Below are 23,228 nucleotides of genomic sequence, written 5' to 3'. Positions count from 1 at the left end.
TTAGCTATAAAGTCTGCATCATCTTTGCCTGGATTCGAAGCGTCTCGTGAACAATCCGCTCTCCCGCATTCGGCGACATCAGCCCGGTAAACCGTTCGACCATGCGATCTCTTTTATAATCCGGCGAAAAAAACTTTTCCAATTGCAACCGGATCGTCTGCGGTCTGGTGATCATGGCCACACGATGGTGCAACAAATATTGTTGATTGGCTTTTTCCTGTCCCGGTAAAGCTTCAAACAAAAACATCGGCAATTTTTTGGCAATGGCCTCGCTGATGGTCAATCCGCCGGGTTTGGTGACCAACAAGTCGGCAGCCGCCATCCTCAGCGGGATGTCGCAACGAAAGGGTTCAATCCGGATGTGTGGTTGATTCACTTTCTTTTGAAGCCGGTGATACAACTGGTTGTTTTTCCCGGTCAACACAACAAATTGCATGGAACGGAGAAGCCGGATTTCATCCACCAACTGCTCCAGCGGTCCGAGACCGGTGCCTCCGCCCATGATCAACACCACCGGTTCGTCGCTTTTTAAATTCAATTGTCGGCGCGCTTCTTCCTTCGGTATTTCTTCATAAAAAGCTTCATTGACCGGTATGCCTGTTTCATGGATTTCAAGCCCTGTTGTCCACTGAATTTGTTCCAACTGGCATTGATTCAGCAAACGCTTGGGCACAAAAAGCGCATGCGGCAACCGCATCAGCCAGATGGGATGCAATTCATAATCGGTAATCACTCCGACGGCCGGAACTTCCTCCCATTGGGTCGGACACAAAAGCAACGCAAAAGGATGGGTGGAAACTATTCGTGTCGGTTGCACTTGTTCAAAGAGTTGCGCCATTTTCTTCCGAATGGACCATCCCATCTTTTCAATGAGTTCGCTTGAGACATAACGAAACATTTTATTGTGATGAGTCCAGTCATATAAATAATGATAAAGGGTTGGAAACTTGTTCAACATTCCGTGATATCCAGATTGCAACAGGGGATGGAAGGTGCCAGGGATCAAATCCAGTAAATCAACCACCTCCGCTGTTACTGCAGGCATTTTTTCAAATTGACACTTCAGTGCCTTGGCGGCAGCATTATGTCCGGTACCGAAGCCCATGGTCAGCAGTAATATGCGTTCGATGGCGCTTCCCTCCTTTGCAAACCCGTTAACCCCTATATACTGTTCCCAAAACTGCCCGGATTTAAATCCGTAATCTCGCAATGAAACCAAACACGCAAAGTGCAGCAACCACTCGGACAACTCTTTGGATGCCGTGCTGCGGGCCGTTTCCCCCGTTTCCTTTCGCCTTCGGCACGATCCGTCCGACACCTCCGGCTCTTCCCATTGAACAAAAACGGCTTGGCTACTTCCATCTTTACGTCATCCGGATGGCGAATATGCTTTCCCGCCCGATGAAGGATGTCCCGTTGAACCAGTCTTCATCCTCCCGCTTCTCCCTCACTTCAGGGAAGCGGAAAAAATGACACAGGGCCGCTGTATCTCTATATTCTACACTTTTTTGAAACAGGGAGCAAAAACACGGATGCTATTTAAAAAAGACGTGTTCACCAATGCGCATTTTCTTGCTGTTCGACGCTTTTTTCTCCATCCATTCGGAGGTGGCGATTTCCGGATTGTAATAATAAACGGCTCCTTGTGTCGGATCCTCCCCTTGGATCGCCATTTCCACCGCTCTTACCGCCTTGGCGTCCGGCTCCAGTTGAATTTGTCCGTCACTGACCGCCGTAAAAGCATTTTTCTGATAAATCACTCTACGGATGCTGTCCGGGAAAGCCGCATGTTCCGTCCGGTTTAAAATCACCGCGGCCACGGCCACCTGCCCCTTGAACGATTCTCCGCGGGCTTCTCCGTAAACCGCTTTGGCCAACAGCCTTTTTTCCGAAGGCGTGACATCAAATCTTTTTTTCCCCGGCCCATCGCCGGCCATTTTTCCTTTTATTTCATTTTTACCGGGTTGCGCGGTGTTGCCCGTTTCTTTCTTTTGCATGGATTTCCCGGCCAAGCGAACCGGCTTGGTTTTCCGGGCATCTTGTTTCACATGGGAAACAGCGATCCCCTCGCTCAACGCTTCTTGATTCCTCTCTTTCCATAAGCGGATATATTCTCTGTCATCCACTGCTGCGGATGTTTTCTTCAATATTTTCCGGTCTGCCATTTTTGCATGTCCTTGATGGGCGGTTTTATACAAAACAATCACAGCCATGGCAAGAATTGCAATGGCCGCCGCCAGATTTTTCGCTGTCTTCATTCAATCCCCTCCCCTTTTTGACCGGGCAGAGCTACACAATCGCTATTGTAGGAGAAGGGATTTTACGACTCAATAGTGATTTATTGGGAATCAAAAGACACAAAAAAAGACACAGCGTTTTTGCTGTGTCTTTTTACCGGGATTAACCGCGAGCGGCGAGGTAACGTTTGTTTACTTCTTCCCAATTAACAACGTTCCAGAACGCTTCAATGTATTCCGGACGTTTGTTTTGGTATTTGAGATAGTAAGCGTGCTCCCAAACATCCAAGCCCAGGATCGGGGTCGCCCCTTCCATCAACGGGCTGTCTTGGTTCGGCGTGCTGGTGACGGCCAACTTGCCGTCTTTCACAACCAGCCATGCCCAGCCGCTTCCAAAACGACCTTTGGCTGCATTGGAGAATTCTTCTTTAAAGGCATCGAAGCTTCCAAATTCGGCATTAATGGCTTCTGCCACTTCACCCGTCGGGGCGCCTCCTCCGTTCGGGCTCAAAATTTGCCAGAACAAGCTGTGGTTTGCATGTCCGCCTCCGTTGTTGCGGACAGCGGTGCGGATGCTTTCCGGCAAAGCATTCAAGTCCGAAATCAATTCTTCCACGCTTTTGGCACCAACATCGTGCCCTTCCAGCGCAGCGTTCAAATTGTTGACATAGGTCGCATGATGGCGGTCATGGTGAATTTCCATGGTGGTTGCATCAATATGCGGTTCCAAAGCGTCTTTTGCATATGGCAGTGGCGGCAATTCGTATTTGGCCATGGTTTTTAACCTCCTATGTAATGAAAATGAATGGCTTTTTGGGACATTGGAAACAAAACCAACATCTATATTTATTATGCTTGAAATTTAAGTATTTAGTCAACCGATACGTTGAAGGAGAGGAATGAAATGCGTAATGTCCTCCAAAACATAATCCGCCCCCAGCTCTTCAAACTTCGCCCGGGCTGCTTTCCCGGTGAGACCGGTCAAAGTTGCGGCAAAATCACAGCCCATTTTCCGGGCCGCAAGCAAATCGGCCACCGAATCGCCCACAATCAAAATCTCTTTTCCGTTTTCAAACGGCAACGGATGGTCCAGACAATCGCTGATGTCTGCCTCCCTCCCCAAGTAAGCCCGGACATAGGTAAATGGCTCGGGCTTTCCGAGCGGGGCGCGATGGGGATATGCTTTTTCCGCTTCCATCACATCACTTGCCGTGGCAATATGGTTCTCATCCAGCAAGGTGAACCAGCCGAACGAGCGGAAAGGGACTTCCGTTTCCAAAAAGGAGCGCCCGGTTCCGATTCCGGCTTTGATTCCCTTTTCTTTTAACGTTGTCAGCAATTGCCTGACCTTTTCCGGTTCGGCAAGGGGAATTTCATTTTCAAGAAATCCTTTTTTCCCTTTTTGTCTCGCCGGTTTGCCCTCTGTTTCCTCAAATCTTTGATCACCCAAATACCATTCCTGATAAACCGAGTAAGCCAATTTCCACAAGGAAGAATTCCGGGAAAACGCATCCACCGCGAAACCAAACCATTCATAAGCCAGTTCATTGAAATAAATCAACAATTGATGTTTGTCCAGGTTTTCTTTCCCGTCAAACAGAGAGATAAAGCCGGAAAACCGCAGTTGAAAGCCGTTTGCCTCGTTTTGGATCGCTTGGAGCACCTCCACCGTCACCGGTTCACTCAATAATTGTTTTACCCTCTCCGGTTTTTCTTCATACAATGCCTTCAAAAAGAGCATCAGCTGTCCCGAAAAGACGAGATAAACCATATCCCAGTTGGAATTGAGCCCCTTTTGTTTCATCCAGTCCAAAACTTGATCGTTTACAAAAACCTCTTTCCGGATCCGGCGGATCTGCTCTTCGGAAGGCCGGACCACATGTTTTTGGTCATCCAGCCCCAGATATTGCGGCGAATGGAGCAATTCCCACACGGACAGCGCCGAAGCGTCAAAACATCTTTCTTCACTTAAAAACACACCATCCACATCAAATAAAACCGTTTTATACAATCGGAACACCCCTTTTGAGAAAAACATCACATTCTGCCTTTCGCTTCATTGTAATAAAGCACTCCTTGTCTCGCAAGAAAGGAATCTTCTTCTTTTTGCGACTTTGAATGAAATCTCTTGCGCAACATCCTGAAATGAGACTCTCTTCTTCACAAATCATTTAACATCCATTATTATCTAAATAGACAGAAAAAACAAATTTACTGGCGAGGAGGCATGCCGATTGCGTTTTTTCAAATGGTCCTCTCTTTTGATCACGACCATTGCCTTCACACTCATTTTTTCATTTTGGCCGACGGTTTCTGATGCAGCTTCCTTCGGTTACAAAATAGAAGTCAACAAAGCCACCAACCGTCTCTATCTGTATCAAGGCAATCAATTGAAAAAAGTATATCCGGTGGCTACCGGGCGTCAGCCGGGGTTGACCCCGGAAGGCACGTTTCCCGTGGTCATCAAAATCAACAAACCCGGCTGGAAAGGCATCCCGGGAGGAGATCCGAAAAACCCGCTGGGCGAACGCTGGCTGGGTCTCCGCGTGAACGGGGACCAGGGCAGAACTTACGGCATCCACGGCACCAATCAACCCGGGTCGATCGGGAAATATGTTTCCAACGGCTGCATCCGCATGCGGAACCAGGACGTCATCGAATTATCGAAGCTGGTTCCGACAGGTACACCGGTTTGGATTCACAGCGGCAAAAGCAATCAAAAACCACAAGGGAAACAGAACGGACAACCCGTTTTACAAACCGCCACCATTACGGGCAACCACGTTCATATCCGGACCGCCCCTTCCCTCAGCGCCGCGATCATCGGAAAATTAAACAAAGGCGCCCGTCTTTCGGCCACGGGAAAAACGAAGGATTGGGTGCAAGTGAAACTGGCGGACGGACGCACTGCTTATGTCCATCAAAACTATATCCGGGTGCAAGGGAACACTGGCGGAAATCAACATTCAATCCGTGTCGGTGTCTTTTTGGCCAATATCCGGTCTCAGCCTTCTTTGTCGGCAACCATTCTTCAACGCGTTCCCAAAGGAATGGTCTTGACCGCCATCGGGAAAGAAGGGCATTTTTACAAACTGCGCCTGAAAGATGGATCGATCGCATACATTCACGAAATTTGCATCCGCCGGTAAACGGATGTGTCATGCCTCTGACGAGGCATTTTTTCTGCGCGAAATTCAAATAATGGTAAAATTCCTCCTGCTCTCTCCCCCAATTTTTCCGGTATAGTTAATTTCAGTTGATGATTCGCAAGCAAGGAGGGGGAAACGATTGCATGATCCGATCGGGCTTCATTCCGGTTAAACTCCTGCTGCTTTCACAATAACATGTAGGAGGGAAAAGAAGCGTTGAAACATATAAAATGGATTTTCTCATCCATTTTGGCCATCGTTCTGGTCTTCGGTTTTTACTTTGGAACCGCAGGCGCTGCGGCCAATTACCAAATCGAGGTCAATAAATCCACGAACACACTCTATTTATATAAAGACGGTACCTTGGAAAAAACATACCGGGTGGCGACCGGCCGCACGAAAGAATTGACTCCCGAAGGAACATTCACCATGGTGGTCAAGATCAACAAACCCGGCTGGAAAAACATCCCGGGAGGAGACCCGAAGAACCCGTTGGGAGATAAATGGATGGGAATCAGTGTCAATGAAGACAATGGACGTACTTACGGCATTCACGGGACCAATCAACCGGAAAGCATCGGAAGCCACGCTTCGAGCGGATGTGTACGGATGAAAAATGAAGATGTGAATGAATTGTACAAAATCGTCCCTGAAGGCACCCCCGTGTGGATTCACAGCGGAAAATCGACGGGGAAATGGGCCGGAGATCCTTCCTTTGCCGTTCAACCGACAAGCGGCCAATTGAAAGTGACGGTCAACCTGGCCAATATCCGGACAGGCCCTTCACTGGGAGCCTTTGTCACGGAACAGGCTGAAACAGGGACGGTTCTGGAAATGACCGGCTTTGTCAAGGATTGGTATCAAATCAAAACACCGGGCGGCAAAACCGGGTTTATCCATTCATCTACCGTGACGAAAAACACCGGTTCTTCCAATCAGAATAACTTTACCGATGCCACCGGTTCCATCAAAGTCACCGGTTCCGTGACCAACATCCGGTCCAATCCGTCTTTGTCCGCTCCGATTGTGCAAAAAGTAAACAAAGGCACCCAACTTGTGCTGACCGGAGAAAATGCGGAATGGTACCGGGTCCGGTTATCCAGCGGTTACACCGCATACGTCCATAAAAGTGTCGCCGAAAAAACAGAAGCCAAAACACCCGATGCCCAAACGATCAAAGTAACGGTCTTTCTTGCCAACATTCGTAATTCCCCTTCAGAAAATGCAACCATTATCATGCGAGTGGCTCAAGGAACGGAACTGAAAAAAATCGGAAACAACGGTGATTGGCACATCATCCAATTAAAAGACGGGCGCACCGGATTTATACATCACAGTGTTGCCCAATAAAAAGGAAGGAGAAACATTGGTTTCTCCTTCCTTTTTTTATCAAACAGTCAACATCCGGTCCAACGCGACCTTGGACCAATGTTTGGTTTCCTCATCCACTTTGATGACATGAATCGGGTTTCCCTCCAGGATACTTTCCAGCGCCCATAATAAATGGGGGCGGTCAATCCGGTTCATGGTCAGACAGGGACACATCGTCGTGCTTAGCAGTTCAATATGCTTGTCGGGATGTTCCTGGGCCAGCCGTTGCACCAAATTGACTTCGGTGCCGATGGCCCAGCGGCTTCCGGCCGGCGCTTCTTCGATCACTTTGATGATATAGCTGGTCGAACCGGAATCATCGGCCAATTGCACCACATCAAAAGAACATTCCGGATGGACGATCACTTTCATTTCCGGATCCCGCTTGCGAATGCGGTGCACTTGTTCAGGAGTGAACTTTTGATGCACGGAACAATATCCTTTCCATAAGATCATGCGCACCCGATCCAACGGCCCTTTTTGCTCCTCAAACTTTCCGTCTGCAGGATTCCAAACCACCATTTCTTCCAAGGGAATGCCCAATTGATCATAAGCGGTGTTGCGCCCCAGGTGTTGATCGGGGAGGAAAAACACGCGCTTCTTTTGGCGGAATGCCCAGTCTAACACCTGCTTCGCATTGGAAGACGTACAGGTGGTTCCGCCGTGCTTTCCGACAAAAGCCTTGATCGCAGCCGTGGAATTGACATAAGTGACCGGAATCACCGTGTCTTGAAATGTTTCCTGCAAAACTTCCCAAGCTTCTTCCACTTCTTCAATGTCCGCCATATCCGCCATGGAACAACCGGCGCGCAGGTCCGGCAAAATCACGGTTTGCCCCGGGGACGCCAACGTATCGGCCGTCTCAGCCATAAAATGCACCCCGCAAAACACGATATATTTGGCGTTCTTCTGCTTCGCTCCCGTCTTGGCCAATTGCAAGGAATCCCCGCGGAAATCGGCATATTGAATCACATCATCCCGCTGGTAGTGATGGCCGAGGATCACCAAATCGTCCCCCAGTGCTTTTTTTGCCTTTTGAATCCGTTCGTCCAGCTCCTGCCCGGACATGGAACGGTAAACCTCCGGCAAATCTTGATCCAAGTAATTCAACATGGTATCCATCATCGAGATGCCTCCTCCCCAAAATCCAAACTGATATCAAGAGCGGAAACCGAATGCGTCAGCCAACCGAGCGATACCGCATCCACCCCGGTCTCCGCAATCGGGCGGATCGTTTCCGGTGTGATCCCTCCGGATGCCTCGGTCCATACCCGGCCGTCGATCAAACGAACGGCTTCCCGCAGTGTGTCAAGATCCATATTGTCCAGCAAAATCGCATCCACATCATGCTTTAAAATTTCTTTCACTTGTTCCAAGGTATCCGCTTCCACTTCAATTTTCACCATGTGCCCGACATGTTTGCGGGCCCGTTCAATCGCCGCCGCCAGACTCCCCGCCATCGCAATGTGATTGTCTTTAATCATCACGCCGTGGCTTAATCCAAACCGGTGATTGGTGCCGCCGCCGACACGGACGGCATACTTCTCCAACTGCCGCAACCCCGGTGTCGTTTTCCTTGTGTCCAACACCTGGCACGAAAGCCCTTCCAACCGGTCCACCAACTGCCGGGTCATCGTGGCAATGCCTGACATCCGTTGCAAAAGGTTCAGCGCTACCCTTTCCCCCGTCAAGATGGCTCGGGTCGGTCCGGTGATCCGGGCAATCGCCGTTCCTTTTTTCACCCGGTCCCCTTCCCGGACCAGCCATTCCCACCTTATTTCGGGATCCAACTCCCGGTACACGGCTTCCGCCACCGGCAAACCGGCAATCACCCCGTCTTGCTTGGCAATAAACAAACAAGAACTTTGATGATCCGCCGGCACCAGCGCTTCCGTCGTGAGATCGCCGGCACCGATGTCTTCGTTCAATACTTCACGAATCCATTGCTTTAATGCTATCCAATTCACGATGAAATCCCCCCTTGGATCACTTTGTGTTTTTCCGCCCATTCAGGAATGGTTTGCGGGAAATCACGACGGTAATGCCCCCCTCTGCTCTCCTCGCGCCATCGTGCAGCTTTCATCACCAATTGTGCAGTCGTTAACATATTTCTCAACTCAAACATCCCCGGCAGAACGCGTCCCGAATCCTGCAACCGTTTCAGCTTGGAAAGCCCTTCAGCCAATCCTTCCGATGTGCGGACAATGCCTGCGTGATCCCACATGATCTGCCGGATTTCCTTTTTGATTTTTTCTTCCGTTTGTTTATCTTGGCACAAACGAGGAAATTGCGAAGGAAGTTGCATCGTTGTGGACTGCTCTTCATAAGACGACAGCTTTTCCGCCACCCGTTGCGCAAAAACCGTTCCTTCCAGCAAAGAATTGCTCGCCAGACGGTTGGCACCGTGGACACCCGTGCAAGCCACTTCCCCACATGCAAACAGCCGCGGGAGGGAAGTCCGTCCATAAGAATCGGTTTTGATTCCTCCCATGATAAAGTGCGCGGCCGGCCGGACGGGAATCCATTCACGTTCCGGATCAATCCCGGCTTTGCGGCATTTCTTGTAAATGGCAGGAAACCGGTGGGCAAATTTCCCTTTCAAATGTCTTGCATCCAAATACACTTGGTTCCCTTGCTGCATTTCGGTGTAGATGGCCCTGGACACCACATCCCGGGGAGCCAGATCTTTTAATTCGTGATACCGTTCCATGAACCGGTCTCCCGATTCCGTCACCAAAACGGCGCCTTCGCCCCGCACGGCTTCCGAAATGAGAAACATCGGGTTTTGATCGACGGCCAGTGCAGTCGGATGAAACTGAATAAACTCCATGTCCGTCAATTGCACGTTGGCACGATGTGCCATTGCAAAACCGTCACCGGTGGTCACCAGGTCATTGGTCGTATACTTAAAGACCTGACCGCATCCTCCCGTCGCCAAGACCACCCCTTTCCGTGCCAGATAACACGTCGGCTCCCGACCGGTATCCAGTGCAATCACTCCGCGGCAAGTTTCGTTTTCCACCAACAAATCGGCCACCATTGTATGCGTTTGCATATGAATGGATTTTCGCCGCTTGGCTTGCCGCAGTAAGGTGGAAGTGATCCCGGCTCCGGTTGAATCCCCGTGCACCCGCAAAATCCGGGAAGCCGAGTGGGCACCTTCTTTGGCCAGCAAATAGGTATTCCCCTTTTTATCAAAAGGCGTTCCCCAATCTGCCAGCAACCGGATCGTGTCGGGAGCCATCTTCACCATCAAACGCACGGTATCCTCATCACACAAATCCACTCCCGCCCGCAATGTGTCCTGCCAATGCAGGTTGGGAGAGTCTGCAACGCCGACGGCCGCGGCAATCCCGCCTTGGGCCCGGTAAGAATTGCTCTCATCTTCACATGCTTTGGTCAAAACCTTCACTTCTCCGGTTTCGGATAAGAAAAGCGCTGTCATTAAACCGGAAATCCCGCTCCCTACGACAATATAATCGGTAGTGACTTGTCTCATCATGATAAGGTCCTTTCAAAAAACGTTAACAATTTGTTCATATTCATTTTCTCAATAACGAAAGGAATGTCAATAGCAAATTTTTTCTTTTTATGTTTTGAACACTTCACGAAAAAAGGTCTGTCGTTCTTTTTTTTCGCTATAATAGGTGGAGAAAGCTTTACAAATGCGGAGGTTTAATCGATGAAACCCATTTATTTGGATTATGGGGCCACCAGTCCCGTACGGCCGGAGGTCATGGAAATCCTTCTTCCTTTCTTCCAAAAAGAATATGCCAATGCCGGCAGCATCCATGATTTCGGACAACGAAGCCGGGATGCGATCGAGTTGGCAAGAAAACAGGTGGCTGACTCGCTGGGCGCTTCATCCCCGCGGGAAATCATCTTTACCGGAAGCGGCACCGAAGCCAATAACCTGGCCATCCTGGGAGCGGCCAGAAAACACCGGAACCGGGGAAATCATGTGATTACGACATCCATCGAGCACCCTTCGGTCCTGGAAGCATGCAAACAATTGGAGAAAGAAGGGTTTGAGGTCACTTACCTGCCGGTCGATCCATACGGCCGAATTTCTGTGGAACAAGTCAAAGATGCCCTGACGGAGCAAACCATTCTGGTCAGTGTCATGGCCGCCAACAATGAAGTGGGAACGCTGCAACCGATCAAAGAAATTGGCCGGCTCCTTCGCGACACACCGGTTTTGTTTCATACCGACGCGGTGCAATTTTACGGCAAAATCCCCTTTTCCGTTCAGGAACTGGGCGTGGACCTTCTTTCCGTCAGCGGGCACAAAATTTACGGTCCCAAAGGAATCGGCGCTTTGTATATCAAAAAAGGAATCCGGATTGAACCGGTTCTCTTTGGCGGGGGCCAAGAAAGAGGCCTGCGTCCCGCGACCCAAAACACGCCCGGAATCATCGGTCTCGGAGCAGCCGCTTATCTGATGAGCCAAGAATTGGAACAAGAACGGCAACGGTTGACCCGGTTGCGCGATCTGTGCCTGAAGCGGATCCAAAAGGAAATCGGCCAAGTGGATTTAAACGGCCATCCAAGCAACCGGTTACCCAACAATCTGAATCTCAGTTTTCACGGGGTCGAGGGACAAGCCGTTTTGTTGGAACTCAACCGCAAACAAATTTTTGTTTCCAGCGGTTCCGCTTGCAGTGCAGGGAAACATGCCCCTTCCCATGTCCTGATGGCCATGGGCAAAAGTGAAGAACAAGCCTATCAAAGCCTTCGCATCACCTTTGGCAGGGAAACCACCGAGTCGGATATCCATCAACTGGTGGATCATTTAAAAGAAATTCTTGAAGACTTGCGATCCTTCTTGCGAAACAAACCTTAATACTTGGAGGCTGTTTCCATTGCAAAAATATATCAAAGGATGCTTGAAGTTATTGTCCGGTTTGCTGATTGCCGTTTTGTTTTGGATTTTGTTTGTCTTTTTGCAACAAGTGAATTATCGGGATCCGGAACAGATTTACTTAATGGGAACCCCTGTCGCCTACGGGTTTGTCTTTTTCTTTTTATGTATCTCTGTCGGTTTTATCTTTTCCTTTTTCAAAAACCGGTTCCAACCCGCCAAATTAAAAAGGCGTTTCTTTGTTTTTGCTTTTTTCTATTTGGTCAGCAGCCCGCTTGTGATTTTAAGCTTTGACAATTATTTGCTCGTGACTCCCCAAGGTCTCGGTTACAGCCGCTTTTTCAGCATCGAAGACATGCATTTTTACCGCTGGCAAGACATCAATCACGTGGTTTTGGACTACAAGCCGGAACAACTTCCGTTTATGAAAGAAAAACTCCGTCTTCAATATCACATCCATTTTAAGGATGGAACAGCCTACAACCTGAACAGTTACAATTCACCGCTTTATGATGCCAGCCAATTCAAGGCGATTCATCGCACGTTGCTTCGGAAACAAGTTCCGGTGATGATTGAACGTCCCTTGCCTGCGGATGTTTCCCCCGATTCATTCATTTATCAGATGTTCCATTTTCACTCGCAATAAAACATCCCCTCCCCAGGCTGACAACCCGGGTGAGGGGATGTTTTCAATCATTTGGCCAATTCATAAATGGCTTGGGCATAAATCGCAGTGGCCTTCAGCAATTCATCCACATCGATATATTCATCACGCTGGTGTGCGGTTTCGGCACTGCCCGGGAACAACGGCCCAAAGGCAACGCCGGTGTCCAGGACCCTAGCATACGTTCCTCCTCCAATGGCGAGAATCCACGCTTTTTCTCCGGTTTGTTCTTCATAGACTTTCGTCAGCGTCCGGATCAAGGGGTGATCCGGTTCCACAAAATGAACCGGCTTATGGTCGGCCTCCGGAATTTGGAAACCGTATTCGGCCAATTTTTTCTCTGCCGTTTGCAAAATCTGACCGGCATCGCCGTTTTTGGGATAGCGGATATTGATGCGGATCATTTGTTTTTCCCCGGCTTCAAAGCGGAAAACCCCGGCATTGACGGTAAGGGGTCCCATCCATTCATCGGACACCTGAATGCCCAGTTTCTCCCCGAAGAAACTGTCCACAAAAAGATCATTGATCATGCGGACATAATTTTCCCCTTCCGGATCCAAAGGAACTTCCGCGAGGAAACGGGCCATAAACAACGCCGCATTTTTTCCTTTGTCCGGTTCCATGCCATGATGGGCTTTCCCCTCCATCACAATGGTGACACCCTCGTTGCTTTCTTCGGCGTATCCCTGAATCCTGCGGGTAAGCAGATAGTCTTGAACCTTTTCTTTCAATGCGAAGACATCCCCGTCTCCACTCAGCCGGACGGTGGCCACGTCCGGAACCATGTTTACGCGTTCCCCGGATTCAAATCGTTCCAATGTCCATGCGCCATCCCTGTTCGCCGGTTTTTGGCCGGATTTTACCGCCTGGATATCCAAAAAGCCTTTCTCGGCCGCAATGATCGGAAAATCGGCATCCGGGCTGAATCCCATCACCGGCATCTCTTCTTTCTCGAAATAATGAGCCATGCAGCGCCAACGGGACTCTTCGTCCCCTCCCACAATCAGCCGGATCCTTTTGGACAAATTGAGCCCCAGATCCCTGATGATCTTCAAAGCAAAATAAGCCGCCATGGTCGGGCCCTTGTCGTCCAAGGCACCACGGGCATACAATTTTCCATCGCGGATTTCGGGTTGAAACGGAGGACTCGTCCATCCATCTCCCGCCGGAACCACATCCACATGGGACAAAATTCCGATAATCTCCTCCCCATCGCCGTATTCAATATGCCCGGCATAACCGTCCACATTTTTGGTTTGAAAGCCGTCCTTTTTGCCCAATTCCAACATATAATGAAGTGCTTCCGCCACTTTTTCCCCAAACGGAGCCCGGGCGGAAGCCGTGGATTCATCCAAAACACTTTCAATGGACAATAAGCTTTTTAATTCCGCTAACAATTCATCTTTCCGTTTCAACACTTCTTCCTGCCATGCCACTTGGTTCATAACCGACTCCTCCTGTTTCACGTTCATGCCTTTTCTCCTTTCCGTTATGTATAGTCAGAGATGATGAGCCAAACGTGAATATTCTCCTTAAAATGGAATAAGTCTCTTTTTATGGGATTTATTAGATGCATGACTTATTTCTAATTAATATACCACGTTTGGGTAAAAAGAGTAAATGAAGCAAGCTTCACCCCCGTTTCCAGACTGTTCATATATTTTAATAAAAAAGAAAAGACTTGTGTTGCCACAAGTCCCATCAACCTTCCAAAAATTTTAAGACGTGGTAAAAGAGAAAGCCCATCACAGCCGTACCCGGAAGGGTCAGCACCCAGGCATAAATGATTTTTCCGGCCACACTCCAACGCACGCTGCGGACCCGTTCAGCCGCACCGACGCCAATGATTGAACCCGTGATGGTATGTGTCGTACTGACCGGAATCCCAATTTTTGCCACCGTCGTCAACAAGATGGCCGACCCGGTCTCAGCGGCAAAACCTTGCGGCGTTTCCAAACGGCTCAACCGGGAACCGATCGTATGGATGATTTTTCGTCCGCCCATTGCGGTTCCCAATCCCATGGACAAACCTGCAGCCACTTTGACCCAGCTTGGCACCGTCAATTCACTGTATGAACCGTACGCCACCAAAGCCATGGCAACAATCCCCATCGCTTTTTGCGCATCGGACGCCCCGTGGCTGAATGCCATAAACGCTGACGAAACGATCTGCAACGGTTTAAAAATCCGTTTCACCCGGGAGCGGGGCATGGTTTGGAAAAGTTTCCGAATCAATTTGATCAGACTTCCCGAGAAAAGTGCTCCCAATACGGGAGAAATCAACATGGCTACAAGAATCATAATAATTCCATGAACTTTAAGAACGCCAAAACCTTTATATGCAATCACCGCCCCGATCAAACTGCCGATCAAGGCATGGGATGAACTGGTGGGAAGTCCCAACAACACGGTGATGATATTCCACATGATCACTGCCAATAAAGCCGATATCAACAAAACCAATGTCACATTTTCCGGATCCACAATATCCTTTCCGATCGCTTTTGCAACCGCCGTGGAAAAAAAGGCCCCGGCCAAGTTTAATCCCGCGGCCATGAGAATGGCTGCCCACGGGGATAGCGTGCGTGTCCCCACCACCGTTGCAATCGCGTTGGCGGTGTCATGCCATCCGTTTGTAAAATCAAATATCAATGCCAATACCACAACCGCAACCAGTAACCAAAACGGATCAAGCATACTTCATTACCACACTTTCCATCACGTCCATCACATCTTCAAAGGAATCCGTGACGCCTTCCAGTTTTTGATAAATCTCTTTCATTTTGATTAATTCAATCGGGTCAATCGCCTCTTCAAACAACGCACTGATGCTTTCCCGCATTAATTTGTCGCCTTCGTTTTCCAACGAATTGATTTCGACGGAAATCCGGCGAATGGTATCATAATCCCGCTTTTCCAATGCGACAAATGCTTCCTGTAACTGTCGCGCCGATTTTTCCAGGATTTCTCCATACTGGATCAGGTAAGGCGTCGTTTTGTTGACATGCATATAAACAAACCGCGCGGCGCATGCTTCAATCCCGTCCAAAACATCATCCAGATAATAAACCAATTTCAAGATGTCTTCATGATCAAGAGGAGTGACAAACGCCTTGTTGAGTTCCTGGATCACAAGATGAGTGTAATCGTCCCCCTTATGCTCCAGTTCTTTCAATCTTTCCGCATATTGTTCCTTTTCTTCCAGGGTTTCCACGTTTTCGCGGAACAGCTGTACGGCCTCGATGATGTTGGTGGTTGCATCCACCATGGTTTGGTAAAAAATCTTGTCCTTTGACCGGTTAAAGAGCACAATCGTTTCCTCCCAATCAACCATTTTTTAACTAAAAATTATCTTATTCTTAAAAAAGAAGTTTTGAAATACCTCAGCCTGAGACTTAACCAATTATTTATCTCTGATTTAAAAAAACTTAACAAAAACTTTACATTGGAAATAAAAAACACACGACATATCTTGATATCCAATGCGGTTTGGCGGTATTGGAAGAAAAGGAACAACAGGCACCACGGGCTTTTTCAGGGACGGACCGGATCCAATCATTTATTTTAACACAGAAGTAAACAGCTGACTTAAAGGAAGAATCTTCTTTTCATCTTGCAAAATTGTCCCGACGACGGAAATGCACTCTGTTTTATCTATTTCCCAAATGAAAAGATTATATAAATGCATAAAAAAAGACACCCTTTGCAGGTGTCTTCAAAGCCAATCCGGCGAGGCGTCACATATGAACATTGCTGTGCAAATAGGTTCCTTCAATTTGTAAATAAAGCAAATTGATCTCACTGATTTTCTTGGACAGCTCGTTCATTTCCTCGTTGGTTTTAAAAAAGAGCTCTTCATCTTCTGTATCCTTCAATTTTTCATAAAGCTCCATATAAGCTTGTTCAAGTTGTTGGAGCCGGTCCGGAATTTTGGCACACACTTGTTGGCAAGCCCATTCAAATTCCTGCTTCTTCTCCGGGGACAAACTTTCATAATCAACGTGCAAAACCGGCCGCATCAATTCCAACTCTTGGTCATAGCGAAGCTCAAAAGCGGGTTTTGTCATCATCTTCACCTTCACCTTTTTAGGGTTGCGGCTTTTCTTCCGTATTTAACTGCATATTGCGTTTCACTTGATCTTGCAAATCCTCTTTGATCAATTGCTCCGTTTTCAGCTCGATCTGATCCGGATCCCCTCCGGCTTCTTTCCAATCTTTGAGCAAACCGGACACTTCTTTGCGGTAATCTTCATCCAGTTTGTTGCCCACCTCATCAAAACGCTGTCTCACATAGTTTTGCAGCTGTTCATTTCTTTGTTCAATCCAAGAACGGATTTGTTGAAAGGTTCGCTGGTCGATTTTTTGATCATCTTTGATAAAGTGGTTGGCTTTTTTCAGACGATCCGATTCTTGGTCCACTTTGGTTTGCATATCGGCATAATATTGTTGCAGGCGTTCTTCATCATAGTGATGGGCTTTTTGCACCGAATTGATTGCACGGATCGCCCACGGTTGCCGGGATTCTTTCAAGCGTTCCGTTTCGGATGACAATACCTTTTCCAATTCCTGTTCATTTTTGACGGTGGCATAATCCCCACCGGTTTGATCGGCTATGTTTCGCAATTGCTGTTCGGTTTTCGCTTCCACATCCAAACCGATCACATGAACATTGGCTGCGGTGTCGGACAAATGCAGGGCTTGTGCCATTTTTTCCGGATTGCCGTCACAGTTGTCATAACCGTCCGTGATCAGAATGACATGGTTTTCCACCTGACCGGGTGCCCCTTTTTTCATATCCGGTTGGGATTTAAACAATGCCAGGGCCAGGGGATTGTAGCCCGTCGGTTGAACCCGGCTCAAAGCTTGTTCCAACTGCTTTTGGTCATACCGGGAACCTGCATAAATTTTTTGGGTGCTGTTGCATGACCGGGCCCGGTCCTTCAACTCCGGACTCCCTTCATGTCCGTAAATGCGCAACTGGAAATCCACCGTATTTTGAGGAAAGCGTTTGGCCAATTGTTGAAGTGATTTTTTCACCGCATCCATCTTCGGTTGTTCTTTCAATTTTCCTCCCATGCTCCCGCTCGTATCCAGTAAAACCACATAGTTCATTTTTTTGTTTTCCGGATCCGTCTTCGATTTCTTCGCTGCCTCTTCCGCTTGCAGCCAGCGGTCTTTCACATTGCGCCATGCTTCGCTTTTGGCTTTATAGGTTTGATGGGAGAGTGCATCAAACGCTTCGATATCCTCTTTATAATTTTCGCCAACCAACCCCAGCAAATAAGCATAAGCTTTGTCATCCGACAAGCCTTTCGGCATTTGCCGCAAAGCGTTGATGACTTCATTCCGCTCATAATTTTTCCCGGCGTATCTTCCTTGCCCGTCATCATTCAATATCGCCTGCAACTCGGTGTGGGGAGCCGGGCTTTTGGGAATGCTTCGATCCTTTTCCTCTTCGTCCGGATTCTCTTCTTTGGCTTGTTCCTGTTGTTGAAGCGTTAATTTGTCCACTTTCTCGATTTCATTGCCTGTGGTTTGCTGGATTTTTTGGATCACTGACGCGCAACCACTTGACATCCCGACCGTCAACAACAGGAAGCCTGTCAGCAGGACTCGACTTTTGCTGATACGCATAAGCCCTCCTTATCCTATCCTCTTCATTGATCTATATATATCCAACCTGAGAGAAAAACATCCCAATTTGATTTTAGCTTACTTGATGCACTTTGATTTCGCAATAGGTGCAGCCTGCCTTCATTCGACAATCTCGGGAAAGATTTCATCCGATCAAAGGGCGTTCTTCCGGATACCGGAAAGGAGGCGGATCAATGTCGCGGGCAATGGCCAACGCCAGAGTGATCGGACCAAGACGCCCGGCATACATGCTGAAAATGAGAATAATTTTTCCCATCTCGCTCAAATGGGGGGTCAGTCCGGTGGACAACCCCACGGTTCCCACGGCGGAAACCGCTTCAAACAAGGCAGACAGGATGTCGGTTTGTTCCGTGATCGCCAAGAGCATGGTGACGATGATCACCAGTGTTAAGGAAGCCACTGTAATCGTCAATGCTTTATACACATGTTTCGTGGGAATCCGGCGCCGGTAAGCCACCACATCCTGACGTCCCCTCATCATGGTCCACACGGCCAACAAAATTACAGCCAGCGTGGTGGTTTTGATTCCTCCCCCGATGGAGCTGGGAGACGCTCCCACAAACATCAGCAGGATGGTGAAAAACAATGTCGCCGGATACATGTGGCTTAAGTCCAGAGTTTGAAATCCTCCGGACCTGGGAGTGACCGCATGAAAAAAAGAAGCCAACAGCTTTTCCTTCAAAGAAAAAGATTGCATGGTTTGGGGATTGTTCCATTCCGTAAATAAAATGACCAGCATTCCGATGCCAAGGAGCAGGCCGGTCATGGTCAACACCAATTTGGTATGTAAACTGAGCCGCTTGGTTTTTGGATAATGGATCAGCTCCAGGATCACGATAAAACCGATGCCACCCAAAATCACCAGGAAGCCGACAATCAGATTGACCCACGGATCGTGCACATAAGCTGTCAACCCGGCAAATGCCCGGGTCTCTCCAAACAAGTCAAAGCCTCCCTGGTTAAAAGCGGAGACCGCATGAAAAAGCGCATAATACAACCCTTTTTTGATCCCCCAATCCGGGACGAAACAAAAACACAAAGCGACAAACCCGGTTCCCTCGACAATCAGGGTGATGAGAAACACTTTCAAAACAAGGCTGACCACCCCTTGCAATTCCAATTGATTGAATGCTTCCCGCAAGACCAGCCGCTCCTGCACGCCGATTTTTCTCCCCAGAATCATGGCAAACAAAGTGGTGAGAGTCATGATCCCCAGTCCGCCGGTCTGAATGAGCAGGAGGATCACCATTTCGCCAAATGTGCTGAACGTTTGAGCCGTATCCACCACCACCAGTCCGGTCACACAAACGGCAGAGGTTGCCGTAAATAAAGCATCAATCCATGGAAGCGGCTGTCCGCTTTCGGTGGCAACAGGCAAGGAAAGGAGAAAGCTCCCGGCCAAAATCGCCACCACAAAACCGATGGCAAGCACTTGAGCCGGATTTAATCTTTTCTTTTGAAATGATTTGTTTTTCTTGTACAACACACGACATCATTTCCTTTTGTAAAATTTGTTGAATGTCTTTGGATTGGTTATAATGAGATCATCGGGTAAAATAGCATTATACATCAATTTTTAGCATGGGACGGATTCATTATGACCAGAAAACCTCGAGTTGTCGTTGGCATGTCCGGCGGCGTGGACTCTTCTGTTACAGCCTGGTTACTGAAAGAACAAGGATATGAAGTGATCGGCCTGTTTATGAAAAACTGGGATGACACCGATGAATTCGGTCATTGTACCGCCACAGAGGATTATGAAGATGTGCGGAGAGTGTGCGCACAAATTGGCATCCCTTATTATTCGGTAAACTTCGAGAAAGAATATTACCAAAAAGTGTTCCAATATTTCCTGGACGAATACCGAAAAGGCCGCACCCCCAATCCGGATGTCATGTGTAACCGGGAAATCAAGTTTGGCGATTTCCACAAAAAAGCCAAACAACTGGGAGCAGACTTGATCGCCACCGGACACTATGCACAAATCAAAGATGAAAATGGCACCAAATATTTGGTTCGCGGTGCTGATTCCAATAAAGACCAGACTTACTTTTTATATGCAGTTCCGAAACAACAATTGATGCAAGCCATCTTCCCGATTGGCCACATGCAAAAGAAAGAAGTGCGTGCACTGGCTGAAAAAGCGGGACTGGCCACCGCCAAAAAGAAAGACAGCACCGGTATCTGTTTTATCGGCGAACGCAATTTCCGTGAATTCCTCAGTCAGTATTTGCCGGCACAACCAGGCAAAATTTGCACGCTGGACGGCCGGGAAATCGGCGAGCATCACGGCCTGATGTATTACACATTGGGTCAACGCCAAGGATTGGGCATTGGTGGTTCCGGAACCGGCGAGCCTTGGTTTGTTGCCAAAAAAGATTTGGAAAACAATATTTTGTATGTGGTCCAAGGGCATGACCATGAAGCGCTCTACTCCAACGGTTTGTCGGCAACAGACGTCAACTGGCTGGGAGAAGGAAAATTGCCGGACCGTCCGTTTGAATGCACAGCCAAATTCCGTTACCGCCAACAAGACCAAAAAGTGCTTGTCCATCCTCAAGCTGACGGATGCCTGCACGTCGAATTTGAAAAGCCGCAACGCGCGGTAACCCCCGGACAATCAATCGTGATGTATCGCGATGAAAAATGTCTGGGCGGCGGCATTATCGATCACACTTTTTAACCTTTCTCCCATAAAAAGCTCGGGGACGGGGATCTCCCCGCCTCCGTTTTCCTTTTAATTGCTTGAATAATTATATTTAACCCAAAAAAACCATTTTATATATTATATAAAAATAGAACTTTGGTCGGCTGTTCAAAAACTGGAAAATAGAGTAGCATATAAACGAGTTTTCATAAAGGAGGACTCATTTCCGTGAAAAATACATATCGCGGTGAACCGGAACGCAAAGAGAATTTTTCCATCGATGAGTTCGGCTTACAAGTCAAGCGAAAAGCCCTGGTGTTTACCAGTGCCGGCATTGCTTGCCTGATCATGACTTTTTCCGCATATGTGATCGGAATGGAAGAAACTTATCCAACAGCATCCAAGCTTGAACAACCATTGATTTCGAAGAAAAAGTCAAATATCTCTGAACATGCAGTCAACGAATCCAGGCAACTGGCATTAGCGGATGTCGACCAACCGGCCACCACGGAGAACAACGGGGAAACTGCGAACACATCCATTCAGCCTGACACCAATCCAAACGACCCGGCACCGTCCGCTTCCAACCCTTCTCCGAAAAACGATCCGGCGACACAGGAACCAAAAAATCATGACTTGTCGGATATTGTGGCCATTGCCGATCCGGTTGGAGAAACGCCGGTTTATGAAAAGGATGATCCGGTACCATCCAACGATCAAAAACCGAAGTTTCCGCCACCCAAGTTTGAATGGAATCAACCGGGTTTCCTTGACCACTTGATTCCTTGCAAGCCTGAACCGTCCAAAGACTGCACAAAATCAATCATTAAAAAACCAGAAACAAACAACGATCTCAAATGGATTCATTTAAACCCCCATCACAAGGATGAAGATGACAAACAATCCAAGCGGCTCAACCAATCTGATTCATCTGATGTGAAAAAACAAGAAAGCCATCGACGGAGCCAAAACAAGCAGACCGTTTCAACCAAAGAAAAACCCAAACAAGACTTCAAACGGTTTCAAAAGCAGGCCTTGCTTTTCGAAATGAAAGACATGCATCTACACAGCAAAATAAAGACCCAACCTGTGAAGAAAGAGCCGTTCTTTTTAAAAACAAAAACAAAATGGAATCATCAAAAAAGCAGCTAATTCAAATTGAATTAGCTGCTTTTTTGATGGCGTGCCCTGGAAGATTCGAACTCCCGACCTTCTGATCCGTAGTCAGACGCTCTATCCAGCTGAGCTAAGGGCACATATTTAATTGGTGCGGACGAAGGGACTTGAACCCCCACGGTCTGAAGTGACCACAAGAACCTGAATCTTGCGCGTCTGCCAATTCCGCCACGTCCGCACGTCATGGAGGCGGCACCCGGATTCGAACCGGGGATAAAGGTTTTGCAGACCTCTGCCTTACCACTTGGCTATGCCGCCATGTTGAATGAAATAAATCAGATCATCAAACAATAACTTTGAAAGGAGGAAACAATGGTGATTACCATTTCGTCAAAAATCGAAGGTTTACAGATTCCCTACGGAATTCTTCAAGAACAACTGGAACCTGAAGACTTCCATCTGGGTGGTGGCTATGATTACGACCACGGCTATCTCGACAAGCCTTTGGATTGGGAATCTGATCAAGGTTACCGTTACTATTTGCGTATTCCCCTTTACACGGTTAAAGGAGAATTGGAATCACGCAACGCCATCGTCAAAATCGGTAAACCTTTCATCATCAAACATGAATTTCTGACAAAAAATGACCCATCCGGAGATATCGGACTTGTCAGTTCTTTGGTGAATCAATTTTCCAAACCCGTCCCTTCAGCAGATGAACCCATTGATGACAAATGGATTCAGCGGGCTGAAAAAGTGATTCAAACCATTGAAGCCAAACTTGCAACCGTAAGTTGAAGATGGCAGGGGCGGTAGGAATCGAACCCACACTGGAGGTTTTGGAGACCTCTGTTCTACCATTAAACTACGCCCCTACGATGGTGCTGGTGGAGGGACTTGAACCCCCAACCTACTGATTACAAGTCAGTTGCTCTACCAATTGAGCCACACCAGCCAGTGGTGGCTCGGGACGGAATCGAACCGCCGACACGAGGATTTTCAGTCCTCTGCTCTACCGACTGAGCTACCGAGCCTCATAAAATGGCGGAGAGAGAGGGATTCGAACCCTCGAGGCGGGGTTTGCCCGCCTACACGATTTCCAATCGTGCTCCTTCGACCACTCGGACATCTCTCCGTGTCAAGTCATTCGAAAATAAGTTACTTACTTATTTCGTATTGTTTATCGTGCTGACAAATAATATGATACACAGCCCCTGTCTTCATGTCAAGACAAAATTTACTTTAGTTTTTTTCTGAAAACTCCCCACTCTGCCCTCTCACCTTAAAACCGGCGAGAAGATTGAACCCATTCCACCAAGGAACAGGACATGCCACGAGGAACAAAACTGTAAGATCAGGGCAATAATTTTTGAAAACAATTCCCCCTGTCTGAAATCAGGGGGGATTGTTTGCCTGGCAACGACCTACTCTCCCAGGGGTCATCCCCAAGTACCATCGGCGCTGGAGGGCTTAACTTCCGTGTTCGGGATGGGAACGGGTGGATCCCCTCCGCTATGGTCACCAGACA

At 48.1% G+C, this 23,228-nt stretch carries 20 protein-coding genes, 7 tRNA genes and 1 rRNA gene; 7 read left to right on the top strand and 21 right to left on the bottom strand.

What is annotated here, in order from left to right; all coding sequences use genetic code 11:
* Positions 1-4 precede the first annotated feature (4 nt).
* From ATH33_RS04340 to ATH33_RS04325, 4 genes are all read right to left on the bottom strand, one after another.
* Positions 5-1,318, bottom strand: coding sequence for an MGDG synthase family glycosyltransferase (locus ATH33_RS04340; RefSeq protein ID WP_049720508.1), 1,314 nt, complete (start codon positions 1,316-1,318; stop codon positions 5-7).
* A gap of 217 nt (positions 1,319-1,535) precedes the next feature.
* Complete coding sequence (locus ATH33_RS04335) at positions 1,536-2,258, bottom strand: cell wall hydrolase (RefSeq protein WP_049720509.1); 723 nt, start codon at positions 2,256-2,258, stop codon at positions 1,536-1,538.
* A 142-nt stretch (positions 2,259-2,400) separates the two neighbouring features.
* Complete coding sequence (locus ATH33_RS04330; RefSeq protein ID WP_037995878.1) at positions 2,401-3,012, bottom strand: superoxide dismutase; 612 nt, start codon at positions 3,010-3,012, stop codon at positions 2,401-2,403.
* 99 nt (positions 3,013-3,111) lie between these two features.
* Positions 3,112-4,248 carry an HAD family hydrolase gene (locus ATH33_RS04325; RefSeq protein ID WP_037995920.1) on the bottom strand — a complete coding sequence of 379 codons (1,137 nt, stop codon included), beginning with the start codon at positions 4,246-4,248 and terminating at the stop codon, positions 3,112-3,114.
* A 223-nt stretch (positions 4,249-4,471) separates the two neighbouring features.
* Between ATH33_RS04325 and ATH33_RS04320 the strand changes: the two genes are divergently transcribed.
* Positions 4,472-5,386 (top strand): L,D-transpeptidase family protein, encoded by a 915-nt coding sequence (locus ATH33_RS04320; protein ID WP_052186723.1) that lies wholly within the window; start codon positions 4,472-4,474, stop codon positions 5,384-5,386.
* Positions 5,387-5,602: 216 nt separating this feature from the next.
* Complete coding sequence (locus tag ATH33_RS04315; protein ID WP_052186724.1) at positions 5,603-6,736, top strand: SH3 domain-containing protein; 1,134 nt, start codon at positions 5,603-5,605, stop codon at positions 6,734-6,736.
* Between the two features lie 39 nt (positions 6,737-6,775).
* On the opposite strand, the gene nadA is transcribed toward ATH33_RS04315, so the two are convergent.
* Genes nadA through ATH33_RS04300 form a run of 3 tightly spaced genes read right to left on the bottom strand, consistent with a single transcriptional unit; the run spans position 6,776 to position 10,256 of the window.
* Positions 6,776-7,888 (bottom strand): quinolinate synthase NadA, encoded by a 1,113-nt coding sequence (gene nadA / locus ATH33_RS04310; RefSeq protein WP_037995881.1) that lies wholly within the window; start codon positions 7,886-7,888, stop codon positions 6,776-6,778.
* On the bottom strand, positions 7,879-8,724 hold the full coding sequence (nadC, locus tag ATH33_RS04305; protein ID WP_037995883.1) for a carboxylating nicotinate-nucleotide diphosphorylase: 846 nt from the start codon (positions 8,722-8,724) through the stop codon (positions 7,879-7,881). Before nadC ends, nadA begins: the two co-directional genes overlap by 10 nt.
* Positions 8,721-10,256, bottom strand: a complete 1,536-nt coding sequence (locus tag ATH33_RS04300; RefSeq protein WP_052186728.1) for an L-aspartate oxidase — start codon at positions 10,254-10,256, stop codon at positions 8,721-8,723. Before ATH33_RS04300 ends, nadC begins: the two co-directional genes overlap by 4 nt.
* 183 nt (positions 10,257-10,439) lie before the next feature.
* On the opposite strand from ATH33_RS04300, the gene ATH33_RS04295 reads away from it, so the two are divergent.
* Entirely contained in the window at positions 10,440-11,600 is a 1,161-nt protein-coding gene (locus tag ATH33_RS04295) for a cysteine desulfurase family protein (RefSeq protein ID WP_037995888.1), read from the top strand.
* A gap of 19 nt (positions 11,601-11,619) precedes the next feature.
* Positions 11,620-12,264: a hypothetical protein gene (locus ATH33_RS04290; RefSeq protein WP_037995890.1), complete on the top strand. Its 645-nt coding sequence runs from the start codon at positions 11,620-11,622 to the stop codon at positions 12,262-12,264.
* A 47-nt stretch (positions 12,265-12,311) separates the two neighbouring features.
* Here the strand turns inward: ATH33_RS04290 and pepV are convergent, their stop codons facing one another.
* From pepV to ATH33_RS04260, 6 genes are all read right to left on the bottom strand, one after another.
* The gene (gene pepV, locus ATH33_RS04285; protein WP_037995893.1) at positions 12,312-13,727 is read right to left on the bottom strand and encodes a dipeptidase PepV; all 1,416 of its coding nucleotides are present in this window, start codon (positions 13,725-13,727) and stop codon (positions 12,312-12,314) included.
* 256 nt (positions 13,728-13,983) lie between these two features.
* Positions 13,984-14,979 (bottom strand): inorganic phosphate transporter, encoded by a 996-nt coding sequence (locus ATH33_RS04280; RefSeq protein ID WP_049720516.1) that lies wholly within the window; start codon positions 14,977-14,979, stop codon positions 13,984-13,986.
* Complete coding sequence (locus ATH33_RS04275) at positions 14,972-15,592, bottom strand: DUF47 domain-containing protein (RefSeq protein WP_037995896.1); 621 nt, start codon at positions 15,590-15,592, stop codon at positions 14,972-14,974. The genes ATH33_RS04280 and ATH33_RS04275 overlap by 8 nt, the downstream gene beginning before the upstream one ends.
* A gap of 427 nt (positions 15,593-16,019) precedes the next feature.
* Positions 16,020-16,352, bottom strand: coding sequence for a hypothetical protein (locus tag ATH33_RS04270; RefSeq protein ID WP_037995898.1), 333 nt, complete (start codon positions 16,350-16,352; stop codon positions 16,020-16,022).
* A gap of 16 nt (positions 16,353-16,368) precedes the next feature.
* A complete protein-coding gene (locus ATH33_RS04265; protein WP_121874136.1) occupies positions 16,369-17,916 on the bottom strand; it encodes a vWA domain-containing protein in 1,548 nt (515 codons plus the stop codon).
* A gap of 145 nt (positions 17,917-18,061) precedes the next feature.
* Entirely contained in the window at positions 18,062-19,420 is a 1,359-nt protein-coding gene (locus tag ATH33_RS04260) for a TrkH family potassium uptake protein (protein WP_037995927.1), read from the bottom strand.
* 114 nt (positions 19,421-19,534) lie between these two features.
* Here ATH33_RS04260 and mnmA point away from each other — a divergent pair, with 114 nt between their 5' ends.
* Together mnmA and ATH33_RS04250 are read left to right on the top strand one after the other, a co-directional pair.
* On the top strand, positions 19,535-20,620 hold the full coding sequence (mnmA, locus tag ATH33_RS04255) for a tRNA 2-thiouridine(34) synthase MnmA (RefSeq protein WP_121874135.1): 1,086 nt from the start codon (positions 19,535-19,537) through the stop codon (positions 20,618-20,620).
* 192 nt (positions 20,621-20,812) lie between these two features.
* A complete protein-coding gene (locus tag ATH33_RS04250; RefSeq protein WP_121874134.1) occupies positions 20,813-21,736 on the top strand; it encodes a hypothetical protein in 924 nt (307 codons plus the stop codon).
* Between the two features lie 27 nt (positions 21,737-21,763).
* Here ATH33_RS04250 and ATH33_RS04245 read toward each other — a convergent pair.
* From ATH33_RS04245 to ATH33_RS04235, 3 genes are all read right to left on the bottom strand, one after another.
* A tRNA-Arg gene (locus tag ATH33_RS04245) sits at positions 21,764-21,840 on the bottom strand.
* A gap of 9 nt (positions 21,841-21,849) precedes the next feature.
* A tRNA-Leu gene (locus ATH33_RS04240) sits at positions 21,850-21,938 on the bottom strand.
* Between the two features lie 6 nt (positions 21,939-21,944).
* Positions 21,945-22,018: transfer RNA gene (locus tag ATH33_RS04235), tRNA-Cys, on the bottom strand.
* 57 nt (positions 22,019-22,075) lie between these two features.
* On the opposite strand from ATH33_RS04235, the gene ATH33_RS04230 reads away from it, so the two are divergent.
* Positions 22,076-22,498 (top strand): YugN family protein, encoded by a 423-nt coding sequence (locus ATH33_RS04230; protein WP_170151231.1) that lies wholly within the window; start codon positions 22,076-22,078, stop codon positions 22,496-22,498.
* A gap of 3 nt (positions 22,499-22,501) precedes the next feature.
* Here ATH33_RS04230 and ATH33_RS04225 read toward each other — a convergent pair.
* The 5 genes from ATH33_RS04225 to rrf all read right to left on the bottom strand — a co-directional run bounded on the left by ATH33_RS04225 (position 22,502) and on the right by rrf (position 23,226).
* Positions 22,502-22,575: transfer RNA gene (locus ATH33_RS04225), tRNA-Trp, on the bottom strand.
* A 4-nt stretch (positions 22,576-22,579) separates the two neighbouring features.
* A tRNA-Thr gene (locus ATH33_RS04220) sits at positions 22,580-22,655 on the bottom strand.
* Positions 22,656-22,658: 3 nt separating this feature from the next.
* Positions 22,659-22,734, bottom strand: a tRNA-Phe gene (locus tag ATH33_RS04215).
* Between the two features lie 8 nt (positions 22,735-22,742).
* Positions 22,743-22,835: transfer RNA gene (locus ATH33_RS04210), tRNA-Ser, on the bottom strand.
* 276 nt (positions 22,836-23,111) lie between these two features.
* Positions 23,112-23,226 (bottom strand): 5S ribosomal RNA (gene rrf / locus ATH33_RS04205).
* Positions 23,227-23,228: the final 2 nt, after the last annotated feature.

Origin of the sequence: Thermoactinomyces vulgaris (assembly GCF_003688725.1) — a bacterium.
Classification (GTDB): domain Bacteria; phylum Bacillota; class Bacilli; order Thermoactinomycetales; family Thermoactinomycetaceae; genus Thermoactinomyces; species Thermoactinomyces vulgaris.
Note: the sequence above shows the minus strand (reverse complement) of the source record. Positions and strands in the feature narration are given on the sequence as shown.